This is a genomic window from Roseovarius sp. AK1035 (genome assembly GCF_003288315.1).
GTDB lineage: Bacteria > Pseudomonadota > Alphaproteobacteria > Rhodobacterales > Rhodobacteraceae > Roseovarius > Roseovarius mucosus_A.
The window spans coordinates 89,338-112,251 of the sequence record NZ_CP030100.1; the positions used below are offsets into that span (position 1 = coordinate 89,338).

General features: G+C 60.3%; 18 protein-coding genes and 2 pseudogenes. 12 read left to right on the forward strand and 8 right to left on the reverse strand.

From position 1 onward, the window contains the following. Nucleotides 1-56: 56 nt before the first annotated feature. From RAK1035_RS19785 to dctP, 5 genes and pseudogenes are all read left to right on the forward strand, one after another. Nucleotides 57-347, forward strand: a pseudogene (locus RAK1035_RS19785) (transposase); the annotation flags it as partial. Between the two features lie 473 nt (nt 348-820). Next, nucleotides 821-1,382, forward strand: a pseudogene (locus tag RAK1035_RS20750) (IS701 family transposase); the annotation flags it as partial. A 400-nt stretch (nt 1,383-1,782) separates the two neighbouring features. After that, entirely contained in the window at nt 1,783-2,283 is a 501-nt protein-coding gene (locus RAK1035_RS19800; protein ID WP_008282852.1) for a TRAP transporter small permease subunit, read from the forward strand. Beyond that, a complete protein-coding gene (locus RAK1035_RS19805) occupies nt 2,273-3,595 on the forward strand; it encodes a TRAP transporter large permease (protein ID WP_198133619.1) in 1,323 nt (440 codons plus the stop codon). Before RAK1035_RS19800 ends, RAK1035_RS19805 begins: the two co-directional genes overlap by 11 nt. 15 nt (nt 3,596-3,610) lie before the next feature. Further along, nucleotides 3,611-4,702, forward strand: coding sequence for a TRAP transporter substrate-binding protein DctP (gene dctP, locus RAK1035_RS19810; protein WP_008282854.1), 1,092 nt, complete (start codon nt 3,611-3,613; stop codon nt 4,700-4,702). 236 nt (nt 4,703-4,938) lie between these two features. On the opposite strand, the gene RAK1035_RS19815 is transcribed toward dctP, so the two are convergent. The 5 genes from RAK1035_RS19815 to RAK1035_RS19835 all read right to left on the reverse strand — a co-directional run bounded on the left by RAK1035_RS19815 (nt 4,939) and on the right by RAK1035_RS19835 (nt 11,002). Then, on the reverse strand, nt 4,939-8,025 hold the full coding sequence (locus tag RAK1035_RS19815; protein WP_008282855.1) for an efflux RND transporter permease subunit: 3,087 nt from the start codon (nt 8,023-8,025) through the stop codon (nt 4,939-4,941). 32 nt (nt 8,026-8,057) lie between these two features. Next, the gene (locus RAK1035_RS19820) at nt 8,058-9,206 is read right to left on the reverse strand and encodes an efflux RND transporter periplasmic adaptor subunit (protein WP_102106002.1); all 1,149 of its coding nucleotides are present in this window, start codon (nt 9,204-9,206) and stop codon (nt 8,058-8,060) included. After that, on the reverse strand, nt 9,193-9,771 hold the full coding sequence (locus RAK1035_RS19825; protein WP_368074248.1) for a TetR family transcriptional regulator: 579 nt from the start codon (nt 9,769-9,771) through the stop codon (nt 9,193-9,195). The genes RAK1035_RS19820 and RAK1035_RS19825 overlap by 14 nt, the downstream gene beginning before the upstream one ends. Before the next feature lie 117 nt (nt 9,772-9,888). After that, nucleotides 9,889-10,485: a TetR/AcrR family transcriptional regulator gene (locus RAK1035_RS19830; RefSeq protein ID WP_232279252.1), complete on the reverse strand. Its 597-nt coding sequence runs from the start codon at nt 10,483-10,485 to the stop codon at nt 9,889-9,891. Between the two features lie 193 nt (nt 10,486-10,678). Then, nucleotides 10,679-11,002 carry a winged helix-turn-helix transcriptional regulator gene (locus RAK1035_RS19835; RefSeq protein ID WP_008282859.1) on the reverse strand — a complete coding sequence of 108 codons (324 nt, stop codon included), beginning with the start codon at nt 11,000-11,002 and terminating at the stop codon, nt 10,679-10,681. A gap of 155 nt (nt 11,003-11,157) precedes the next feature. Between RAK1035_RS19835 and RAK1035_RS19840 the strand changes: the two genes are divergently transcribed. The 7 genes from RAK1035_RS19840 (at nt 11,158) to RAK1035_RS19870 (ending at nt 20,267) form a co-directional block, all read left to right on the forward strand. Beyond that, entirely contained in the window at nt 11,158-11,970 is an 813-nt protein-coding gene (locus tag RAK1035_RS19840) for a DODA-type extradiol aromatic ring-opening family dioxygenase (RefSeq protein WP_008282860.1), read from the forward strand. 28 nt (nt 11,971-11,998) lie between these two features. Continuing rightward, nucleotides 11,999-12,892 (forward strand): NAD(P)H-binding protein, encoded by an 894-nt coding sequence (locus RAK1035_RS19845; RefSeq protein ID WP_008282861.1) that lies wholly within the window; start codon nt 11,999-12,001, stop codon nt 12,890-12,892. 23 nt (nt 12,893-12,915) lie between these two features. Continuing rightward, complete coding sequence (locus RAK1035_RS19850) at nt 12,916-13,404, forward strand: luciferase domain-containing protein (RefSeq protein WP_008282862.1); 489 nt, start codon at nt 12,916-12,918, stop codon at nt 13,402-13,404. A gap of 133 nt (nt 13,405-13,537) precedes the next feature. Beyond that, nucleotides 13,538-14,581, forward strand: coding sequence for an HlyD family secretion protein (locus RAK1035_RS19855; protein WP_008282863.1), 1,044 nt, complete (start codon nt 13,538-13,540; stop codon nt 14,579-14,581). Continuing rightward, complete coding sequence (gene rbbA, locus RAK1035_RS19860; protein ID WP_008282865.1) at nt 14,578-17,319, forward strand: ribosome-associated ATPase/putative transporter RbbA; 2,742 nt, start codon at nt 14,578-14,580, stop codon at nt 17,317-17,319. Before RAK1035_RS19855 ends, rbbA begins: the two co-directional genes overlap by 4 nt. Nucleotides 17,320-17,322: 3 nt before the next feature. Then, the gene (locus RAK1035_RS19865) at nt 17,323-18,435 is read left to right on the forward strand and encodes an ABC transporter permease (RefSeq protein ID WP_008282866.1); all 1,113 of its coding nucleotides are present in this window, start codon (nt 17,323-17,325) and stop codon (nt 18,433-18,435) included. A 215-nt stretch (nt 18,436-18,650) separates the two neighbouring features. Continuing rightward, nucleotides 18,651-20,267 carry an ISL3 family transposase gene (locus RAK1035_RS19870; protein WP_075571758.1) on the forward strand — a complete coding sequence of 539 codons (1,617 nt, stop codon included), beginning with the start codon at nt 18,651-18,653 and terminating at the stop codon, nt 20,265-20,267. Nucleotides 20,268-20,286: 19 nt separating this feature from the next. Here the strand turns inward: RAK1035_RS19870 and RAK1035_RS19875 are convergent, their stop codons facing one another. From RAK1035_RS19875 to RAK1035_RS19885, 3 genes are all read right to left on the reverse strand, one after another. Continuing rightward, nucleotides 20,287-21,051 (reverse strand): sialidase family protein, encoded by a 765-nt coding sequence (locus RAK1035_RS19875; protein ID WP_232279253.1) that lies wholly within the window; start codon nt 21,049-21,051, stop codon nt 20,287-20,289. A 96-nt stretch (nt 21,052-21,147) separates the two neighbouring features. Beyond that, on the reverse strand, nt 21,148-21,606 hold the full coding sequence (locus tag RAK1035_RS19880; protein WP_008282869.1) for a c-type cytochrome: 459 nt from the start codon (nt 21,604-21,606) through the stop codon (nt 21,148-21,150). After that, nucleotides 21,603-22,907, reverse strand: coding sequence for an ABC transporter transmembrane domain-containing protein (locus tag RAK1035_RS19885; protein ID WP_008282870.1), 1,305 nt, complete (start codon nt 22,905-22,907; stop codon nt 21,603-21,605). The genes RAK1035_RS19880 and RAK1035_RS19885 overlap by 4 nt, the downstream gene beginning before the upstream one ends. Nucleotides 22,908-22,914 lie beyond the last annotated feature (7 nt).

A 22,914-nucleotide genomic window follows, 5' to 3' on the forward strand; every position in this document is an offset into this window, starting at 1 on the left:
ACCACTTAGAAAACGCCCGGAACCTGTTCAGATCAACCGAACCACCTCTCTGTCGGGCTTGGCTGGGCCTGACCACCCGGCGATACCAATCCGGGGAAGTCGACTACGACGGTCACACATCCCGGCGCGGCGACCGCCATGTGAGAAGCCTTCTCTATGAGGCGGCAACGGTCATTCTGACCCGCAGTCTTGCCGACAGCGATCTGCGGACATGGGGGCTGAAACTCAAGGGACGCATCGGCTTCAAACGCGCTGCCGTCGTGGTGGCTCGAAAACTCGCAGTCATAATGCATGCAATGCTCCGGGATGACACCCCGTTCGTGCGGGTCGCAAAGGCCGCAACCTGACACGTCACCAATAGCGCTCAAGTCGCGAGCGCGCGAAGGCGTCCCTGCCGGGACGTAGGTCGAGCCATTCCGCTGATCGAGTTGCACCAGCTAAAACAGCTGAGTGCGTTTCGCACATTGGAAGGCTCCTCCGCGAAGACCCATCATGCGGCGACCGACGTGTCGACCGCGAAGACGACCCTGACCCGGCAAACGTTTCGACGACGCGCACTCGGAGCCTCAGGCGCATTGGTCTCACGCATGACCTGAAGACCGACCTCCCGCCGTCCAACGCCCGGTGGTGCAAAGAAAATGCTTGCAATTCTGGCTGCGATTAGACGACTCGATCACACGCCCCTGGGGTCAGAAACTTCTTGCCTGACGGGCGGCAACCACAGAATTTGCGTTTTGAACGACCTCAGATTAAACTCTCTCTGATCGGATGGTTGTGCCATTTCCGTTTCGGATTGGGCGGGTTCGAAGCTACGCGCCTAAAGGCGCTCGGTGATCTCGATGGGGTTTTGGTCATCGATGATACCAGGTTTCTGAAGAAGGAGGCTCACTCCGTCGGTGTTGGTCGACAGTATTCCGGTACGGCAGACCGGATTGAGAATGCCAGATCGGTGTATTCGCCGCCTATGCCAGCCGCGGGAATCACGCACTGCTTGATCGGCGGCTTTACCTGCCGAAGGACTGGGCCAACGAGTTGTAGCGGTGCATAAAGGCGCGTGTGCCGGAAAACGTTATATTTGCCACAAAGTCGGCCATGGCCTGCGAAATGACAGAAAAGCTGCTGGGTGAGGGGGCGCCAAGCGCCTTTGTCCTCACCCATGTGGTCTATAGCTCGGACTATGGGTTCCCGCACATGCTGGAGGATCGTGGTCAGCCCTATGCGCTGGCGGTGCGTTCGACCCACAACTTGCACTTTCTGGAAGAGCGGCGCTGGTACAGACAAACCTGAGGACGATGATTTCCGAACCGCCCACAGAGGCCTGACAGTTCCTGTCCGCCGGTAAAGGTGCCAAGTGCATACGCCGATGGAGAACCGTTCGGCTGGACTCAGGTAAATGCCATTTTTTGCTCGATATCCACGGAGAGTACAAGACTGGATGGCGGGGAATTCCGCCACTTACGATTAGCGGGTCCAAGTGATTTTAGGCACGATCAAGATCTTGATGATTGGGTGCTTTACCTACCCTTTTGGTTGCTTGGATATGAAGCTATGGCTTCTATCTTCGTGGAGCGTTCAGCCCGATGTTTAATACAAAAGCCCGACTCGCCTGCACCGAAGCCGCTTGAAAACGTCAAGCGAGCCGAGTGACGCTCACCGGCTTAACGAACCGTGAGTAGTTACCGTGTCTTTCTGCAATCCTAAAATAGTTCTTCTTCTCAATTCCTCGCCTTGTATCCTGCCCGTGTCCGGATAGTATGCTGACACATACTGGCGGAGGAAACCATGATCATTCGCGCCATTGACGGGCTTAACGAAACCGTCGGCAGAATCGTCTCTGTGGTGGCGATCGTGTTCGCGGCATTCATCATCTATGACGTATTCATGCGTTACGTGCTCAACGATCCGACCCGCTGGGCGTTTGACGTCACAAAGCAGATGTTCGGCTTCTACTTTGTGCTGCTCGGCGGCTATGCGCTGCGGCATCAGGCGCATGTGCGGGTGGATCTGCTGACCGCCAATCTGTCCGAGACCCCGGCCCGTATTGTCGATGCTCTGGGCTATCTGATCTTCTTCTTTCCCTTCGCCTGGGTGTTCACAACCCGCTCCTATGAATTTGCGATGCGGTCCTATGCGCAGGGTGAAACCACCTATGGCTCGGTGCAATTGCCCGTCTATCCGCTCAAGATGGCGATGGCTGCGGCGGCGGCCCTGCTCTTGTTGCAGGGGATCGCAGAGGTTCTGAAACTCGTATTCAATCGTCAGGAGGTGCGCAGTGACGCCTGAAGTCATCGCCCTGTGCATGTTCGGCCTGCTGCTGCTTGGCCTCTTCATGGGCCATCCGCTGGCCTTTGTGCTGGGCGGCACCGCCGTTCTGGGTGCGCTGATCGCGGGCAAGCCGATGGTGCTGGGCATCGTCATCAATCGCATCTTCGGCGATGTGCTGGATAATTTCACGCTGATTGCCATTCCACTGTTCGTGCTGATGGCCCGGTTTCTCTCGGACAGCGGCGTCACCGACCGAATGTTCGAATCCCTCCGGCTGATGATGTCCAATGTGCGCGGCGGTCTGGCACTGGCGGTCGTGTTCATCTCGATCCTCTTGGCGGCGACCACCGGCATCATCGGCGCCTCGATCACCGTGATGGGCGTCATGGCCCTGCGCCCGATGCTGCAATATGGCTATAGCCCGACGCTCACCACCGGCGTCATCGCGGCCTCGGGCTGCCTCGGCATTCTCATTCCGCCCTCGATCATGCTCATCCTGATGGCCAGCTACTCACCGCTCTCGGTGGGCGAACTGTTTGCCGGTGCAATGATCCCCGGCATATTGCTCGGACTGCTCTACGCCGTCTGGGTTGTGATCGTGGCCTTCGTGCGCCCCGATATGGCCCCCGCCGTTGAGTCGGACGAAAAGGTCAGCCGCAGCGCCCTGCTCAAGATGCTGGCGATTGAGGCCGTACCGCCCTTGGTGCTGATCCTCGGCATCCTCGGCTCGCTCCTAGCGGGCATAGCCACGGCAACAGAGGCCTCTGCCATCGGGGCCATGCTGGCGCTGCTGATCGTGATCTTTCGCGGCAAGTTCAGATGGATCAGCTTCTACGGCGCAATGCTGGAGACCGGGCGCACCTCGGCGATGATCCTCTTCATCGTGATCGGAGCAACCGCCTTTACCGGCGTGTTCAACATCACCGGCGGGTTGCGCGCCACTCAGGAAATCATCCGGGGCATGGATATGGAGCCGTGGATGCTCATTACGATGATGCTGTTCATCGTGTTCATTTTGGGCGCTTTCCTCGACTGGACGGGGATTGTCTTGCTTTCGTTCCCGATCTTTCTGCCCATCGTGCAAGAGATGGATGTCAGCCTCTTGTGGTTTGTTGTTCTCATGTCGGTGGTGTTGCAGACCTCGTTTCTGACGCCGCCTTTTGGCTATGCCTTGTTCTATTTGCGCGCTATCGCGCCCAAGTCGGTCAAAACCTCACAGATCATCATCGGGGTGTTGCCATTCATTGGCTTGATCCTGATCATGTGCCTCGGTGTAGCCATCTTTCCGCAACTGGTCACATGGCTACCAGAGACGCTCTACACCAAGTAAACAAGGAGACTACCCATGCTGACGAAGATTACTCTCGTAACCGGCCTCGCTCTGGCCGCAGGGATTGCGACGCAATCTGCCGCGCAGGAAAGCTGGACCATGACAACCACATGGCCCAGCTCTCTGGAGCTGATCGAGATCGACAAGCATTTCGTCGACCTCGCCAACAAGCTGACCGGCGACGCGTTGACCATCGAGTTCTTCGAGGGAGGCGCGCTTGTGCCCGCAGGCGAAGTCTTTGGCGCAGTGGAATCTGGCACCATTCAGGCTGGCGGGGATTGGCCGGGCTATTGGGCAGGCCGCGATTCGGCGTTCTCCCCCTTGGCAACCACCGCCAGCCTCTTCAACGCCATCGACTACGTCAACTGGATCGAACAATGGGGTGGTGCCGATCTCTATAACGAGATCTACGGCAAATTCGGCATGGTCTACCTGCCCTACGGCGTGACCAACAACGAATCCGGTTTCCGTACCAATGAGCCCATCGTGACCCTTGAGGATCTGCAAGGCAAACGCCTGCGCCTGTCCGGTCTGGAACAGGGTCGCCTGCTCGAAAAACTCGGCGGCAATCAGGTCTCCATGGCCGGTGGCGAAATCTATCAGTCGCTAGAACGCGGCGTGATCGACGGCGCAGAATTCTCGACCCCCAATGTTGATTATTCAGGCGGCTTCCATCAGGTGACCAAGTTCTGGGCCACTCCGGGCTGGCACCAATCGGCTTCGGTCTTTGGCGTGATGATCAACAAGGCCTCGTGGGATGCGCTCTCTCCTGAAACGCAGGAGGATCTGAAAATCGCGGCTCAGGCCAATCTGATCTGGTCGCTTTCCTTCACCGAAAAGCGCGCCACCGAGGCCTATCAGCAGTTCAAGGACGCTGGCATCGAGATCACCCGCTACGACGACGAGACCTTGGCGCGCGTGCAGGAACTCGCCAATGAGGTGATCATCGAGACCGCCTGCGAAAACCCCGCCTCGGCCAAGGTCTATCTCAGCCAGCTCGAATATCTGGCCGATTACGCCAAATGGCGCGATGCGTCCGCCCCCTTCAATCTGGGTCGGTCACCCAATGGGCCGGACATCGAAGCCATCCGCGCCTGCGCGAACTGATACAGAGAATTCAACCGGAAGGCCCACCATCACTGGTGGGCCTTTTGCGTTTAACGAACGGACCGCTTTGCGGCAACATTCTCTTTTCCGGGCGTAGCTGACCCTTGCGCAAGCAAGAAATGTTGATGGTCTAAAGAAAATATCGCCTGCCTTCGCCACGATTTAGAAGCTGGCGCTACTCTACAAAGGCATTTTGTTCCAAGGGTGATCCCTACCTACTTGAAGCATGAACCACTTCAACCAGAGGCTGTTCCGGTTTTCGAGTCGGTGCTTTCTTCTTTTGGTGGACGGATACGGAAAAGAAGTGCGTAAAGTACCGGCACGGCGACAAGGGTCAGCACCGAGGCAAACGCGAGGCCACCCATTATCGTCACCGCCATAGACGCGAAAAACGCATCCGGCAGCAGGGGTATCATGCCGAAGATCGTCGTGCCTGCGGCGAGCACCACAGGGCGTAGACGACTGACCGAACCGTCAATCACTGCCTTGTAATCCGCCACACCCTCTGCGCGCTGAACGTCGATCTCTTCGACCAGAACGATCGCGTTCTTCATCAGCATTCCCGACAGCGAAAGGAAGCCGAGCAGAGCAGTGAAGGTGAAAGGCAGGCCGGTGAAAAGCAGCCCGAGCACCATGCCCGTCACGGACATTGGCACGACAAGCCAAAGGATGAGGGGTTGGCGCACCTTGTTGAACATGAGAATGGAGATTGTCAGCATGACAAGGAAGCCTAGGGGAAGCTGTTTGCCAAGGCTGGTCTGGGCGTCGGTTGAACTTTCATACTGGCCACCCCACTCCATGCTGTAGCCGTCGGGACGCGGGAGTGCCTCGATCTCGGCCCGCACGCTTTTGAAGGCCTCATCGGCGGTGAGATCCGCCCGTGCACCGCCAAGGGCAGTAATGGTGCGTTCGCGGTTGCGCCGGTGAATCAGCGCCTCGACGAGGCGCGGCTCGAACCGTTCCACAAGGTTGGCCATGGGAACGTAGGTGCCAGCACCATCGGACCAGGCCGACAGATCCCGAACGCGGTCAACCCCGTCCCGTTCGGTCGCGGGCAGCCGCAGGTGGATCGGGATGACCTCGTCGCCTTCGCGCAATTCACCGACTCGCAAGCCCGACGTTCCGTAGCGGACGGTATCGGCAATCGCGCTGCGCGTGGCCCCGGCCAGCCGCATGCGCGACTCATCGACGATCGGCTCAACAAGGATTTCGCGCTGGCGCCAATTGGTGCGCGGGTTGGTAATTGTGCCGGCGGCCTCGTATATCCGTAATGCATCGTCGGCGAGTTGGCGCAGAACGACCGGATCGGGACCAGAGAACCGGACCGCCACATCGGCACCGGAGGGCGGGCCGAAGACAAGCTCTTCGACCCGGACGAGCGCGTTGGGAAATTCGGCCGGCAGATCACGATTCAATCGATTGGCCATAGCCGGGATCGCCTCGGCGTCGGCCACACGAACGATAAGCTGGCCATAGCTGGCATCTGCCTGCTCCGGGTTGTATGTCAACATGAATCGGCTCGCGCCGCGCCCCACCAAGGTCGTCACGTCGGTCACCTTGTCTTCAGACAGGATCAACTGTTCGAGCCGTTTCATTTCACGGTCGGTGACGTTGATGTCGGTCCCTTGCGGCATCTGGAATTCGACATAGAAAAGCGGGGTATTTGACGCCGGGAAAAAGGCCTGCTTGACCTGCCCGAAGGCCATCACCGACACAATCGTGATTCCCACGATTACAAGCACAACCAGCACACGCGCGCGCAGCACGAGCCAGAGCAACCCGCGATAGATCGCGTAGAACGCGCCCTTGTAGGGATCATCCGAGGTATTTTTTTTTGGCGCCTTGAGCAGCAGCATGCCGAGATATGGCGTGACCGTAACAGCCAGAATCCAGCTCATCAGCAGCGAGATGGTGATCACCGCGAAGAGCGAGAACAGAAACTCGCCGGTGGAGTCCGGCGAAAGTCCGATCCCGGAAAAGGCCATGATCCCGATCACGGTGGCTCCAAGCAGCGGAATGGACGTGGAACTTTCGGTCTCGGCCGCAGCTTTTATCGCGCTCTTTCCGCGCGCCATGCCAATCACCATTCCTTCGGTGATCACGATGGCGTTGTCGACCAGCATCCCCATCGCGATGATCAGGGCACCAAGGCTGATCCGTTCCATCGCGATCCCGAAGACCGACATGAAGAACAGCGTGACGAACACAGTGAGCCCGAGCGTCGTGCCGACCACCAGGCCGGCGCGCCAGCCCATTGTGATCATCAGCGCCCCGACAACGATGGCGACCGACATCGCAAGGCTCAGGAGAAAGCTGGAGACGGCCTCGTCAACGACGACGTGCTGTTCGTAGATCGGCGTGATCTCGACGCTGTCCGGCAAGTCGGCCTTCAACGTCTCAAGCCGGGCCGCGACCGCCGAACCAACTTCGACCACGTTGCGGTTCGTCAACGCCGAAACCCCGAGGGTGAAGGCTGCCGTGCCATTGTGGCGGATCACCTGGCTCGGCTGTTCCGCCTCGTCGCGGGAGACGCGGGCGATGTCACGGATCGCAACCTGTCCGACCTCTCCGGCCGCGCCAAGCCGTAATTGTTCGATCCCCTCGGGGGTCACGTAACCCGGCGGAACGGACAGGCCGATGCGGGCGGGGCCCTCGGTGATCTCGCCATTGTTGAAAACGAGGTTTTCATCGTTCAGCACGCCCAGAACCTGGTTTGGCGGCAGGCCCAATTCCGTCAGGCGCGCGGACGGGATCGAGAGGGTGATCGTCTCTTCCGTAAGGCCCTGAACCTCAACCTTCGCAACGCCGTCGACGGTCACCAGCCCAAGCCGTAATCGCGTGGCCAGATCCCGCTCCTCGCGCGGGCTGAGACCTTCGGTTTTTACCGCGTAGAACATGCCGTAGACATCGCCGAAATCGTCGTTGACAATGGGTGCGCGCGCGCCCTGGGGTAGGTCGTCCTGCACGTCGCTGATGCGCAGCCGCATCTCGTCCCAGACTTGCGGAATCTCATCCGGGCCATAGGTGCCCTCGATCTCGACCGTGATCTGCGCCATGCCCGGCATCGACTTCGATTCGACCCGGTCAAGCTGCTTCATCTGCTGCAGCGCGTTTTCGATGACGTCCGAGACCTCTTCCTCGACCTCGACTGCTGTCGCGCCGGGATACGGCACGAACACGAGCGCGGTCTTGAGCGTGAAACTCGGGTCTTCAAGGCGGCCCACGGTGTTCAGCCCCCAATACCCGCCCAAAAGACAAAAAAGGATGAGGAGCCAGACCGCCACGGGCCTCTGGATGCTTGCGCCGGAAATGCTGAATGCCATGGATTTGTTCGTGTCCTGTCAAGGGGGCGGGATCAGAGCCCCGCAACCGTCACGGTCTGATTGTCGCGAAGCCGCCACCACCCGCCGGAGACGACCAGTTCATCGCCTTGGAGACCTTCCAGAACCACGATCTCGTTATCGACGGGAAGGCCCAGACGCACGGTCCGGCGCCTGACCTGCCCCGACTCTTCGTCGTAAATCCAGACCGAAGGCTCGGTTCGGCTAGAGGTATCGATCGCTGACACGGGGACCATGGCAGATTGTGCACTGGATTCGGCCGCCGCATTTGAAAGGCGCACCCTGGCCGTCATCCCGGGCAGAAGCCGCGAGTCGACATCGCCCGTGATGGCGAATTCCACATCGTAGGTCTGCGCCGTGCGGTCAGCATCGGTTGCAAAGGACCGAAGCATGAGCGGAGCCGTGTAGCCGGGCACGGCTGGAAAACTTGCCACGAGATCAAAGGCGTCGGGTGCGCTGCGTGCGACCGCCGCCAGTTCTTCCGGCAGAGAGATCATGATCCGCATCTCGCTGACATCCTGAAGACGCGCAACCGGCGCCGCGGAGGTGACGTTGACATATTCCTCGATGAAGGTGCGCGCCACGATTGCATCGAAAGGCGCGATGATCTGCGTCTGTGAGAGGCGCCGCTCGGCCTCGCGCAGCGCAACTTCGGCCTGCGCGTATTCGGCACGGGCGGTTTCGAAGCGCGCTTCGGCCGCAACCCCTCGTTCGGCAAGGCTCTTCGCGCGCTCGAGCTCGGATTTCGCCAGGTCAAAGGCGGCCCGCGCCCGATCCACCGCAAGTTCGAAATCGACCGGATCGAGTTCCGCGATCAGATCGCCTTCGCTGATCTTGTCGCCCGGATCCACCTCGAGGCGCAGGACCTGTCCAGAAACCTGGAAAGCGATGTCTACGGTGCGGGCTGGCGCGACCCGCCCGGCAACGGTGCGGCCACGCGTGACGGTGCGACTTGTTGCTCGGGTCACTTCTACTGTGACCTTCCGGTCGTGTTCAGCCCCCTCGCTGGTTTCGGCCGCAGGCTTTGTCGCGTCAGTCGTTGTCTGGGCCCGGACATCGGTCCGGAGCGCCGGAAACACCGACAAAACCAGCAGCGCCGCAGCCGCGATCACGGTAACCGATGCGATCCGTTTCCAGCTCTGCTTCATTCTATTCGAGTTCATCGATCAGGGTCCTTAATCTTTCGATGACGCGACCACGGAGATCCGCCCCGCCGTCTGGCAGCTTGAGAAGTTTCTGGAAGCGCACCCCCTGAATCGCCCAAAAAACCACCATGGCACCCTGCGGGTCTTGTGTGTCGGACAGGATACGCCCGATGTCGTCGCTCAATTCTCCCCGCAGCGGATCGAGCAGTTGCGGATCTGACGCCGCTGTCGCGAGGATCGCCATCGACAGGTCATCATCCACCTCTTGCGATTGCAGAACCGTTTCGAGATGCCCACGCAGGGTTCGCGCGGGGTGCCGCTCCGGCACGCTGTCCAGCAGCTCCCGATGTTCGGCCAACATCGCATCGAGCAGCCCCGAGAGCAGGGCCTTCTTTGTCGGGTAATTGTAAAGCACGCCCCCCTTGCTGAGGCCCGCCTCCTTTGCAACCGCGTCGATCGTTATCTTTCCCGCACCTGCGCGCGCGGCGATAGCGCGCGCAGCAGACAGTATCCTGCGAGACGCGCTTCTGGTTTCTGCTGGGGTCATGTGCTCACTCAAAACTGTACCGTCCGGTCGGTGCATATGCTAGGGTAGCTAGTGTCCGGCACCATCTGGGTCAAGTGTTCAACCGGATCAGTCACCTTGAGGCGCGGCATGGCACCTGTCGAAGCACCAGAAGGCAAGTTTGGGCCTCCCACGCTATAAGTCATTGCGTCGGCCATATACCGCCAGAAAAGCGTCAACCGCCCTCTTTGAATGCTCAGATGCATCGACAGGCTGGTCGACGGCCAGCAATCGCGGCATGATGACGTCGGAGATGGACAGGTGAATGAACTGACTGGCGGCGTTTTGAACGTTTTCAACGTTCAGTGATTTCGTTTCGTGCAAGTCTTTGAGTATTTGCGCGACGTGTGTGATAGCGCGCGTTGGGCCTGCATCCATGTATATTTCGCCTGCCTCCGGCAGAACCGGAACCGCGCCGATGCAAACACGAAGGAGACGAATGTAACCCTCATCCATGACCAGCCCGATCATGCGCCGCGAGAGCTCTTCAAGGGCATCTTGTGCATTGCCCAGGTTTGAAAGCGGACGGCAGATTTCTTCAGAAAGTCTGTCGCATTCAGCTCGTAAAACGCTTAAGAAGAGCCTGTCTTTGCTTGAGAAATGCGCATAAAGGGTCGCCTTCGAAACCTTGGCTTGTTCGGCAATGGCATCGACACTGGCGCCTTCGAAGCCGCACTTCAAAAAGACCTCCCTGGCCCCTCTGAGCACATCGGCACCTTTACTTTCTCTCATGGTGATCACCTGCTTCCAAAACGTGATAACGATCGCACAGCGCAACATGACTGGCCGCGCTCAAAGGCGTCCAACAGGTCCATCAACTGTCATTCGCAAAAGCCGAGCGGCGCTGCGTAGCTCACAAACACAACCGTCATGAATCGGCACCGCCCAAAGCTGGTAAACGCACGCGTTTTTCGGGCTGGCGCAGTCAAACAGCGCCCAAGTCATCGTCCTGAAACACCCCCTCAGCTTTCCAGCGTTCCGCGATAGTTCCCAGTGCGTCCAGAACGCTTCGCAGGTCGTTCCCGCGTGGCGTCAAGCCATAGGTGACCGCAGGCGGGATCGTCTCGGCCTGTTCGCGCCAGATGACCCCGGCACCTTGCAGCATCCGCAGACGCTCGGTCAGCATTCGGGTCGATATCCCCGGCACAGAGCGCTTCAGCACCCCGAACCTTTGCGGCCCCTGATCGTTCAGGACCCAGATGATGTAGGTGGTCCACGGCCCCATGAGCAGCCGCAGGATCGCATCCATCGGGCACTGTGGCGGCGTTTTGGACATCGCTGTGCGCTTCCTTCCCAGATGGTTACTTTATCGTCCCTACTTTAATTTTTTCCATAACTCAACTATTACACCTCCTGATACAGGCACTCGAGGGTTACCTTGGCAACCGGGAGGGACAATCGGACATGGCCCGCCAGCCCACGCTCTTCATTCCCCACGGGGGCGGCCCCTGCTTCTTCATGGACTGGACTCCGCCCGATGAATGGGACCGACACCGGCAGTTTCTGGAGAATCTTCCGGGCACACTGCCTGAGCGCCCCAGGGCGCTTCTGGTGATCTCGGGTCACTGGGAGGAACCCGCGTTTACCGTGCAGACAAGTCCCACCCCGCCGCTTCTGTTCGACTATGGCGGTTTTCCGCCGCATACCTACGAGTTGACCTGGCCCGCCCCCGGCGATCCGGCGCTGGCCGATCGCGTGCATGACCTGATCCGCGCCGCCGGTCTTGCCGCCGCGAAGGATGCCGCACGGGGTTTTGACCACGGCGTCTTTGTGCCACTCAAGGTCGCCTTTCCAGAGGCTGACATTCCCTGCGTCCAGCTGTCGGTTGCCAGCGATCTGGACCCCGCGCGCCACATTGCGCTCGGTCAGGCCCTGGCCCCCCTGCGCGATGATGGCGTGCTGATCCTCGGCAGCGGCAACACCTATCACAACATGGGCGTGCTGATGCAAAGCCTGCGTGGCGGGCCGCGCGGCCCCGTCGTTGGCGGCGCGTTCGACGCCTGGCTGACCGAGGTGATGACCTGTCCCGATCCCGAGGAACGCAACCGCAGGCTCGTGCACTGGTCAGACGCACCGGGCGGTCGCGATGCCCATCCGCGCGAAGAGCATCTGATCCCACTGCATATCGTGGTGGGCGCGGCGGGCAACGATATCGGTCGCAAGACGCTGGAGGATCACGTTCTTGGCGCTGTCGAAAGCGCCTTCCGCTTCGGTTGAACAGAAAACGCAAAAGGAGAACCACAAGATGTCCGATAGCATCCAAGGCCCCTTCATCGTCACCGGCGCCTCCGGTCAGCTTGGCCGTCAGGTCGTCGAGAACCTGCTTGCGAAGGGCGCGAATCCCGTTGTCGCCATCACCCGCACGCCCGACAAGCTCGCCGATTTGCGCGCGCGCGGGGTTGAGGTCAGGGCGGGCGATTTCAATGATCCGGCCACGCTTGGCGCGGCCTTTGCCGGTGGCGGGCGGCTGCTGATCATCTCGACGGACGACCTTGAGCCGGGCAAGCGGCTTGCCGCGCATCGCAATGCAATCGCCGCCGCGCAGGAGGCCGGTGTAACGCATATCGTCTATACGTCGCTCACCAATCCAGATGAAAGCAGCCCGATCACCTTTGCCGCCGATCACCGCGAGAGCGAGGCGCTGATCAAGCAGACCGGCCTCCCGCACACGATCCTGCGCAACTGTCTTTACGCCGATCTCTTGCTGATGAGCGGGGCGCAGGCGATTGGCGCGGGGGCGCTTTACGCGGCGGCGGGTGACGGCAAGGCGGGCTATGTCACGCGCGCCGATTGCGCCCGCGCCGCCGCAGCGGCCCTGTTGTCCGAGATCGGATCGACCCTGCGCGACATCACCGGACCCGAGGCCGTCGGCCATGCCGAGATCGCCGCGATACTGTCCCAAGTTGCCGGCAAGGAGATCCCCTACGTCCCGATCACGCGCGACGCCTTGGTTGAGGCGATGGTCACGAATGGCCTGCCGGAGTTCATGGCGAATGTCTTCTCGTCCTTCGATGTCGCCATTGCCAAGGGGAATCTCGACATGGCCTCGGATGACGTGGAAAAGCTGACCGGACTAAGGCCACAATCGGTCCGCGATTTCCTGCTGGCCAACACGCCCGCACTGACCGGGCAGGCGTAAACAACACCCACGGAGGCCCCGTTATGCTGAATATCCCGCCGCGCGAGGGGCCAAGGCCCGTCACCACGCCTTGTGCCCCGCATACGCAGATCAGTCAGAACCCTGATGCCGCGTCATATCGCGCTTTCAAGGACAGGGCCTTCGATTTTCCCTTTGTCATCCGCCAGCCCTCGATGATCTCGGTGCCGGGGGCCGAGGCACTTTGCCTCGAACACGGGCGCGGCTGCGGCTGCCGTGAGGCGTTCATGATCGGTACCGAGTTCGCCCATGTCCATCCGCCGCAGGACGGCAGCCTGCACATGATGCTGCCAGAGGATGCGGTGCCGAAGATCGTCGATCTTGGCTGGGCAGAGCCACATCCGATGGCTGCGGCGGGCATGATCCCGCCCACGGCTGTCATGGTCTATGCGCCCAGAAATGAGCCCGAAATCGATTCAGTTCTGGGCCTGCTGGGCCTTTCCTATGACTTTGCCCGGGGTCGGCTCGGACGGGTGGACAACATCGTTCTGTAACGGATGCGCCGTTCAATCCGGTTGTGAAACCGCATGCGGATGATTTAGGGTTCAGGCGCGTCGCAAGAATAAAAAACACGCCCGAATCATCACAACAAGCGAGTATCCAGTGGCAAAAAACAGACCCGTTATCATGGCCGCGATCGTCATCGCTGTCGCCGTATCCGGCTTTTTGATCTGGCAAAGCACCCTATCCGATACGGACGCGGAAGGATTCGCGCGCGGCAACGGGCGGATCGAAGCGGTCGAAATCGACGTTGCGGCCAAGCTGCCCGGGCGAATTGACACGGTGCTTGTGAACGAAGGAGGGCTCGTGACGGCAGGTGCGCCTCTGGCCACGCTCGACACGCGGCAATTGCAGGCCAATCGCAACCAGATGGTGGCGGAACTGCGCCGCGCTGAAATCGCCGTGGAAAACGCCACGCTGCTTGTCGAACAGCGCGCGGCCGAAGTACGCGCGGCCGAGGCCCTTCTGGAACAGCGCCGCGCGGAGGAGGATGTCGCGCGGCGCCAGTATGAGCGCTCCGAGTCTCTGACGCAGAACAGCATCACATCCGAACGGCAATTCGAGATCGACCGGGCCAACGCCTTTGGCGCCGCGGCGGCGGTTGCCTCTGCACAGGCGTCGCTTGCGGCGGCGCGGGCGGGGGTCGCATCGGCGAAAGCCTCGGTGATTGGGGCCGAGGCGGCGGTGACCGCGGCCCAGGCGACGATCGAGGCGATCGACGTGCAGATCGAGGATAGCACATTGAAAGCGCCGCGTGCCGGGCGGGTGCAATATATCGTCGCGCGCGCGGGCGAAATCGTGGGGGCCGGCGGTCGCGTTGTCAACATGCTGGACCTCAACGACGTTTACATGACGTTTTTCCTTTCGACGGCGGATGCGGGGCGTATCGGGCTGGGAACCGAGGTGCGCTTGCTGCTGGATGCGGCACCCGGCATCGTCATCCCCGCCAGCGTTTCCTTCGTGTCGGACGTGGCGCAGTTCACGCCCAAGACGGTCGAGACAGAGGTTGAGCGCGAGAAGCTGATGTTCAGGGTTCGGGCCAGGATCGCGCCGGAGCTCCTTCAAAAGCACCTCGATCAGGTCAAGACCGGGCTTCCCGGCGTCGCCTGGGTGCGGCTTGATCCGACCGCGCCCTGGCCGGCCGAGGCACAGGGCAAGGTGCTGGAATGACCGATTCCATGCCTGCGGTGCGTGCCGAGGGGCTCTCGCTCCGCTATGGCAATACCCTGGCCGTGGACGATGTTTCGATCGACCTGCCGTCAGGCCGTTCCGTCGGCGTCATTGGGCCGGACGGCGTGGGAAAGTCGAGCCTTCTGGCGCTGATCGTCGGGGCGCGTCGGATGCAGACAGGGCGGCTCGAGGTGCTGGGGGGCGACATGGCCCGCGCCGGGCATCGCGCGCGCATCGCCCCGCGCATTGCCTATATGCCGCAGGGGCTGGGGCGGAACCTTTACCCGACGCTTTCGGTCCGCGAAAATGTCGATTTTTTCGGGCGCCTTTTTGGCGAGGGCGCGCAGGAACGCGCGCAGCGGATCGACGAACTGCTCAAGGCGACCGGTCTCGCCCCGTTTGCCGACCGCGCGGCGGCCAAGCTTTCGGGCGGGATGAAGCAGAAGCTGGGCCTGTGCTGCGCGCTGGTCCACGACCCCGACCTTCTGGTTCTCGATGAGCCGACCACGGGCGTCGATCCGCTGTCGCGGCGCGAATTCTGGGCCCTGATCGACCGAATCCGCGCTGATCGCCCACATATGAGCCTGCTGGTGTCGAGCGCCTATATGGAAGAGGCCGCGCGCTTCGATCACCTGGTGGCGATGGACGCGGGCAAGGTTCTGGCGACCGGCAGCACGGCCGAAATCCTGGAACGCACCGGTGCCGCTGATCTGGATGCGGCCTTCATCGCACTTCTGCCCGAGGAAAACCGCAGCCGCCACAAAGACCTGAGCATCCCGCCGCGCGATCCGGCGTCCGACGGGGAAAACGTCATCGAGGCCGAGAACCTTACCGTGCGGTTTGGCGATTTCACAGCTGTGGACCAGGTGAGCTTTCGCATCAAGCGGGGCGAGATCTTCGGCTTTCTGGGCTCCAACGGGTGCGGCAAGACCACCACCATGAAGGCGCTGACCGGGCTGCTGGATCCGAGTGACGGCACCACGAAGATTTACGGTCGCAAGGTCGATGCCCATGACATGGCCACCCGCAAGCGCATCGGCTACATGACGCAATCCTTCTCGCTTTATTCCGAGCTGACGGTGCGGCAGAACCTTGATCTGCACGGGCAGCTTTTCGACATGACATCCGCAGAGATCGTGCCGCGGATCGCGGAACTCGCTGAGCGGTTCGATCTTGAAGACGTGCTCGACAGCCTGCCGATGCGCCTGCCGCTGGGTATTCGTCAGCGCCTGTCGCTGGCGGTCGCGCTGATCCATCGCCCCGAAATCCTGATCCTAGACGAGCCGACATCGGGGGTGGACCCTGTGGCGCGCGATATCTTCTGGCAATCGCTGATAGATCTGTCCCGAAACGATGGCGTGACGATCTTCATCTCCACCCATTACATGGCCGAGGCCACGCGCTGCGACAGGATTTCGCTGATGCACCAGGGCCGCGTGCTTGTAAGCGACACGCCCGAAGCGATCCGCGAGGAGGTCGGCGCAGAGACGCTGGACGATGCCTTTGTCCACCATCTGCAACGCGCGCAGGATCAGGATACCCCGCCTGCGCCCGAGATGAAAGAAGAGCTTTCCGCCGGGCCCGCCACCTCCGCCCGGCGGCGGCGCGGGGGGTTCAGCCTGGCGCGGCTGCTGAGCTTTTCATGGCGCGAGTCGCTGGAGTTGCGCCGCGATCCGATCCGCCTGACGCTTGCCAGCCTCGGCAGCGTGATCCTGATGATCGTGCTGGGCTATGGCGTGTCCATGGATGTCGAAAACCTCAAATTCGCGGCACTCGATTTCGATCGGAGCATCCTTAGCCAATCCTATGTCAACGACCTGGCCGGGTCGCGTTACTTTGACGAGGAACCGCCGCTTGTCGATCATGCCGATCTTGACTACCGGATGCGGGCGGGTGAAATCAGTCTGGCTCTGGAAATTCCGCCGGGGTTCGCCGCGGATCTTGAACGCGGCCGCCCCGTCGCCATTGGCGCGTGGTTCGACGGGGCCATGCCGATGCGCGCCGATACGGTGCGCGGGTATATCCAGGGGATGCACGCCCACTGGCTGACCGAGCAGATGCGTCAGGTCTTTGGCGATCAAGCGGTGGCGGGTAACTTCACGCTTGAGGTGCGCTACCGCTACAACCCCGATGTCGAGAGCCTGGCGGCCATGGTGCCCGCGATGATCCCGCTGTTGCTGATGCTGATTCCGGCCACGCTGGCCGTCCTGTCCGTGGCCCGCGAAAAGGAAACGGGTTCGATCGTCAATCTTTATGTCACCCCGGCGCGACGGCTGGAATTCCTGCTGGGCAAACAGGTGCCCTATGTCGTTCTGGGTTTCATGAATTACCTTTTGCTGTTGGCGCTGGCGGTGGTGGTCTTCGGGGTGCCGGTCAAGGGCAGCCTGCTCGCGCTTTCGCTCGGGGCGCTGATCTATGTCGTGCTGGCCACCGGGCTGGGCCTGCTGATTTCCGCCTTCACCCAAAGCCAGGTCACGGCGCTGTTCTTCACCTTCATGGCGACGCTTATCCCGGCGATGCAATATGGTGGCATCATCGATCCGGTTGCGTCAATGGACGGCATGGGTCGGGTGATCGGTGAAATCTATCCCACCAGCCATTTCGTCACCATCTCGCGCGGGACCTTTTCCAAGGCACTGGGGTTCGATGATCTGGGCGGGTCTTTCCTGCCGATGCTGGCGCTTGTGCCCGTGGTGGTGCTGCTGGGTGCCATCTTCGTGCGCAAACAGGAGAAATAACCGATGCGGCTCAGGCATGTTCTGCAACTGTCGTTGAAGGAAATTCGCGGGCTGTTGCGCGATCCGCTTCTGATGGTGCTGGTCGCCTATGCCTTCACGCTCGACGTCTATGTCAGCGCGACCGCCATCCCCGAATCGCTCAACAGCGCCACGATCGGGATCGTGGACGAAGACGCCTCGCCGCTGTCGCGGCGGGTGGCCGATGCGTTCCTGCCGCCGTATTTCATGCCGCCCGCCCAGATCGACATCGCGCAAATGGATGCGCGGATGGATGCCGGGATCGACACCTTTTCGCTGGTGATCCCGCCCGAGTTCCAGCGCGACCTGCTGGCCGGGAACCGGCCCGAATTACAGCTCAATGTCGATGCGACACGGGTCAGCCAGGCCTTTACCGGGGCGGGTAGTATCAGCGCCATTGTCAATCAGGAGATTGCCGGATGGCTGGCACGCGATGCCGCCCCGGTCGGGATGCCGGTTGATCTGGCCGTTCGGGCCCGTTTCAACCCCTCGCTCGACCCGGCCTGGTTCGGGGCGGTGACCTCGGTCATCAGTACGGTGACCATGCTGTCCATCATCCTTTCGGGTGCCGCCCTGATCCGTGAGCGCGACCACGGCACGTTGGAACATCTGCTGGTCATGCCCGTGACCGCCGCCGAGATCATGACGAGCAAGGTGCTCAGCATGGGCAGCGTGGTGCTGGTGGCGACGGCGCTTTCGCTCACTCTGGTGGTTCAGGCGGGGATGGGTATCCCGATCGGGGGATCGGTTGCGCTCTATCTTGTGGGCGCGGCGTTGCACCTTTTTGCAACGACCTCGATGGGCATCCTGCTGGCCACCATCGCAGGCTCTATGCCGCAGTTTGCCATGCTGCTTTTGCTGGTGCTGTTGCCGCTCGATATCCTGTCGGGCGGCGTCACCCCGCGCGAGTCGATGCCCCAAGCCGTGCAATACATCATGCTCGCGGCCCCCAACACGCATTTCATCGCGCTGGCACAAGGGGTCTTGTTCCGCGGGGCCGGGCTGTCCGTGGTCTGGCCGCAACTTGTGGCGCTGATGCTGATCGGGTCGGTGATGTTCGCCTTCGCCCTGCACCGGTTCCGCGCCTTTCTGCGCTGACTGCGGGGGCGGCGTAACCGCTTTTCGGCTATACTTGTTCAGCCTTGGTGGAAAGCTCAGACTCCTTGACGACCTTTTGCGACTCTGTTGCACAAATCGGCTGATGGCCGAGGGGCCCCTTTCCCTGGGCAGATGTCGCGTAGCCCTTAATTGGGCTCTGCCTCACTTTGTGTGGCGCAACTATCCTGAAACTGGAAAATTCAGGAGGGATAGTTGTGAGTTCGAAGAAGCACTGGTCGCCCGGGAGCGATGTTGCCGTTCATAGCGTTGAGCGAAGTGAATCCGGCGGGTGGATTGTATCTGGTGTCTTGGCGCCCATCGGCGTTTGCCCAGACTGTGGATTGCATTCACGCCGACGTCACGGTTGGCGGCGTCGGCGGTTGCAGGATTATCCCGCCCATGGAGACGAGGTAACGGTTGATCTCGCGATTTGCCGTTGGCGATGTCAGGCACCCACTTGCCCACGCCGAACTTTCTCCGATCAGATCGCCGCGATTGCGTGTCCATTTGCACGTCGTACTTCGCGTGTCGGGGAAATAGTCAGCCTTCTTGGGCATGCGACAGGCGGACGGCCTGCCGAGCGGCTCTTGCATCGTTTGGGCCTTGGGGTCAGCGATGACACGGTGCTCAGGCAGCTGAAGAAGTGTGTTCAAGGCACCGCCGAGGCGTCAACGGTCATCGGGATCGACGATTGGAGCTGGCGGAAGTCGCAAACCTACGGCACGATCATTGTGGATCTGGAGCGTCGCGTGGTGATCGACATTCTTGAGGATCGTGATGTCGCCACCTGCGCCAACTGGCTGAAGCGACACCCCGAGGTTGAAGTGATCAGCAGAGATCGGTGTGGTCTCTACGCCCAGGCTGCACGGCTAGGGGCACCGCAGGCGAAGCAGGTCGCTGACCGGTTCCATATCGTGCAAAACCTGCGGCAGGCCATCGAGGAACAAATGAACCTTCACGGCCGTGCGACCGGCCGGGCGCTGCTGTCCGACGCCGACAACATCACCGCAGCCGGCAGCCTTCTGAAGTCACGCCTTGCGCACAGAACATCTCGGGAGGAGGTTTTCGCCACCATCCATGCTCTCCGAAATCAAGGGCTTTCCTGCAGTGAGATCGGGCGGCGAACAGGGTTCCCGCGTCGCAGCATCGCGAAATGGCTGCAGTTCGAGACACCACCAGACCGCAGGCGGGCAGCCTTGAAGCGGACTTCGCCGTGGTACTTTGAAGAGTTCCTGGGCCAAAGCTGGAAGGATGGCATTCGAACTGGAAGCGCCCTGTTCCGTCTGATCCGAGAGCGCGGTTACGAGGGGAGTCAAACGCATCTGCAGCGGTTGCTGGCGGGTTGGCGCAGAGCCGAACAGCAAGCGAGCGGCCCCAAGGTAAAGCACAAAATCCTTAAGCCAGTCCGGGACCCGGAAACGGGGCACGCGATCTCCCCGGTCATCGCGGCCGCGCTGTGCATCAAACCGCGCGGAAAGCTCACTTCGGATCAGGCGCGGAAAGTCGACGCGCTCAAGGCCGGCTCTCCCGACTTCGCAACGATGCGCCGCCTCGCCATGCGGTTCAACGGTATCCTGCGCGGCCGCGAAGCAGACCCGCTCCCGGCATGGATCGACGAGGCGATCGAAACTGACCTGGCGCCACTCGTGCGCTTTGCCCGCACATTGAATCGGGACTTCGATGCGGTCAAAAACGCCATCGAGATGCCATGGAGCAACGGCCAGGCGGAAGGTCAGATCAATCGCCTGAAGACGCTCAAACGCGCCATGTACGGTCGGGCCGGTCCAGAATTGTTGCGGGCGAGAATGCTACCGTTCCGCCACACAGATTGAGGCAGAGCCCAATTAAGGGCTACGCGACACCTCCGGTAGATCGAACAATCGAAATGTCGCGGATTTCATCGGCGGTTCGGTGACGATAAACCGCAACCATGTCGCCCGAGCCGGTCCGTGCCGCGGACGTCTGACAACAAGTACAAGCGCGCGCGTCCAACAGGCTTTCTGGCTTCATCGTTCCGTCAGAGTTGATCTGCCGCGAACGCAACTGCATTGCATTCTCGAAACTGTCGCCTTCTGTCTGACTTTCATACTTCCGGCCATCCAGCCACAGCGCCGTCAATCCGCCAAACTGATGGGGAACCAACGAAACGAACCCATGCTGGCGTTGAGATCTGTCATCATGGGGGATAAGGGGGACCGACCAACTTTTGCCCTCATCGAGGGAAAAAGCAATATTCACGTCGTATTGGTAATCGCTCGTACCATTGAGTTCGAGCCATTGTACTGCCAGCGTACCATTGGAAAGTGCCATCACCGACGGGAAATCGGCCCAGTTGATGTAAATCTTTGAGGATTTATGAATTGTACGAGCGTCAGACCACTCACTGCCATCGAGGATGGCCATGCGAACTTTCGCTTCGGCTCCTTTTTCTTCTGTCCAGCTCAATATGATCCGGCCATCCGGCAAGGTTGCAAGTGATGGTTCACGGGCACCGATGCCGACCGGTGCTGCACGGTCGGTCAATCTGAAGAGGCCGGTTTCCCCGGCATGAGTTGCGGTGAAAGAACTGAAAAATGCAGCAAGGATCAGGATCGATGCAGCGAGACACTTACTCATCTAGAGAATTTTCCCCAACAGTTGTGGCCATGTCGCGGCGAGCCGAATGGTCGTTGACCGCGAACCAAATCCCACCCTTCTGTCCGTCGAAACGGCTCAATTGATCCCATTGGCACGCTGCAATGCTCGAATGTACGTCACGATAGCAAGGATCTCTGATCGCGTCACGCCTTCAACCGCTGGCATGTTTCCAAATTTCCAATGATGCGCCCGCACTCCATTTTGCGCCGCGAGGACAAACGCCATGTCGCTGTGATGGCTCGGCTCATAGATCTTGTGAACAAGCGGTGGAGCAACGCCATCCCGGCCTTGCCCGTTCAGGCCGTGGCACACGGCACAGACTGCATCATAAGCGCCTGCGCCGATTTGCTCTTGCTCTGTAAAACTTGCTGGTAGCGTGACAGTTACAAGCGCGCCTGCGGGAAGCGCGACGCCCTCATCCGTCTGCGTACCTGTTTGAGAGTAATCCGGCTGCATGATGTACCAGCCTGCAGAAGCAACGGCGATCAAAGCAAAGAATATTGCTGCCCATTTCATCCCATCAAACTCCTTCATGATGTTGCTATGGCCCCCTGCCCTACCAAAGACAAAGCTGGGTATCTCTGCTTGGATCGCTCGAATTGGCCAGCCTCTTGTGGCACAGTGTTGTCTGGCTGAGCATGCCCCAATGGCTGAATCGATTTGCTTAAAAAAGCCATGATTTCCTGATACCGGATCCGCGTGTCTTCCAGCGTCTGATAGTAATTGAAGAGCTCTTTCAGCGGTGCCGAGAAGTCCTTGTGTGCTGCCAGGACGGCCACCAGCGCGCCGAGTGTAATGCGACCTTCAATGACAAAATATCCACCCAAAGAGTAGAACAGGAATGGCGTCAGCGCGGTCAGAAAATTGTTGAGGGCCTTGATGAAGAACTTAAGACGGAAAATCTTCCTGCGCACGCGCTCAAGCTCTCTAAAACTTGTACTCACTGGCAGCAGCCCGGCCGGATTGACCTGTCGTTCGCGCAACTGATCGCTGAGCTGCCTGCCAAGTTGTCGGACTTCCCTGATCCTTGTGCGTGAAAGGGCGTTGACCCGGCGTTGTAGCTTGGGCAGCAGCACGAGCTGAATTGGCAGCACCGTCAGTGCGGCGGCACCCAACACAGGGTCCTGAACGAACATGAAAGACAGGATCGTCAGAAGCGTACCGCCTTGCAGGATTGGTAGCGCAAGGACATCTGCAGCAAAGCCACCTATGGGCTCAACTTCCTGTGCGAGAATAGGGATGATTTCGCTCTGGTTTCGGGAGTCTGCATCGCTGCGCCATTGCCGATAGACCAGCAGGCGGAAGCGCCGCAGAAACCGCTCCGCGACATACCCTTTGAAGACGTTAAGACCATATTTGTTTAGCCCGTTCAGGATGATCGCCAGAAGATAGAGACCACAAAGCAGCATGAGAAAAACGACCTGGTCGAGGTCGCGTCCCAAAACGGCAATGGGGAAGCGATCAGAGTCCAAAGCGTTGTTTACGATCTGCTTTGGCAATTCGAGCGTCAGATAGAGAATAGGCATCGCGATGAGGCTAACCATGATCATCAACGCTTGCTGCCTTCTTGAATAGCGCAAGACGGTGCTGAAAAGACTTCCTTCGAGCCCTCGTATGGGCTCTGCGTGGAACGCAGGCATGCTGCGGTCCTTCCAAAGCTTCAGAACGCCGCGAATTGCAAGATATAAGCCAACACTGATCAGCAGCGCAGGCGCCAAGACCAGTATGAGATGAATGAACGGGTGAACCCAGTCTGGCGTGGCATCGTTGTAGTCGTATCCGAACGCGGCAGATACGTTATGTACAAACACGTGATATCTATCCAAGAGTGACATGGAAAAG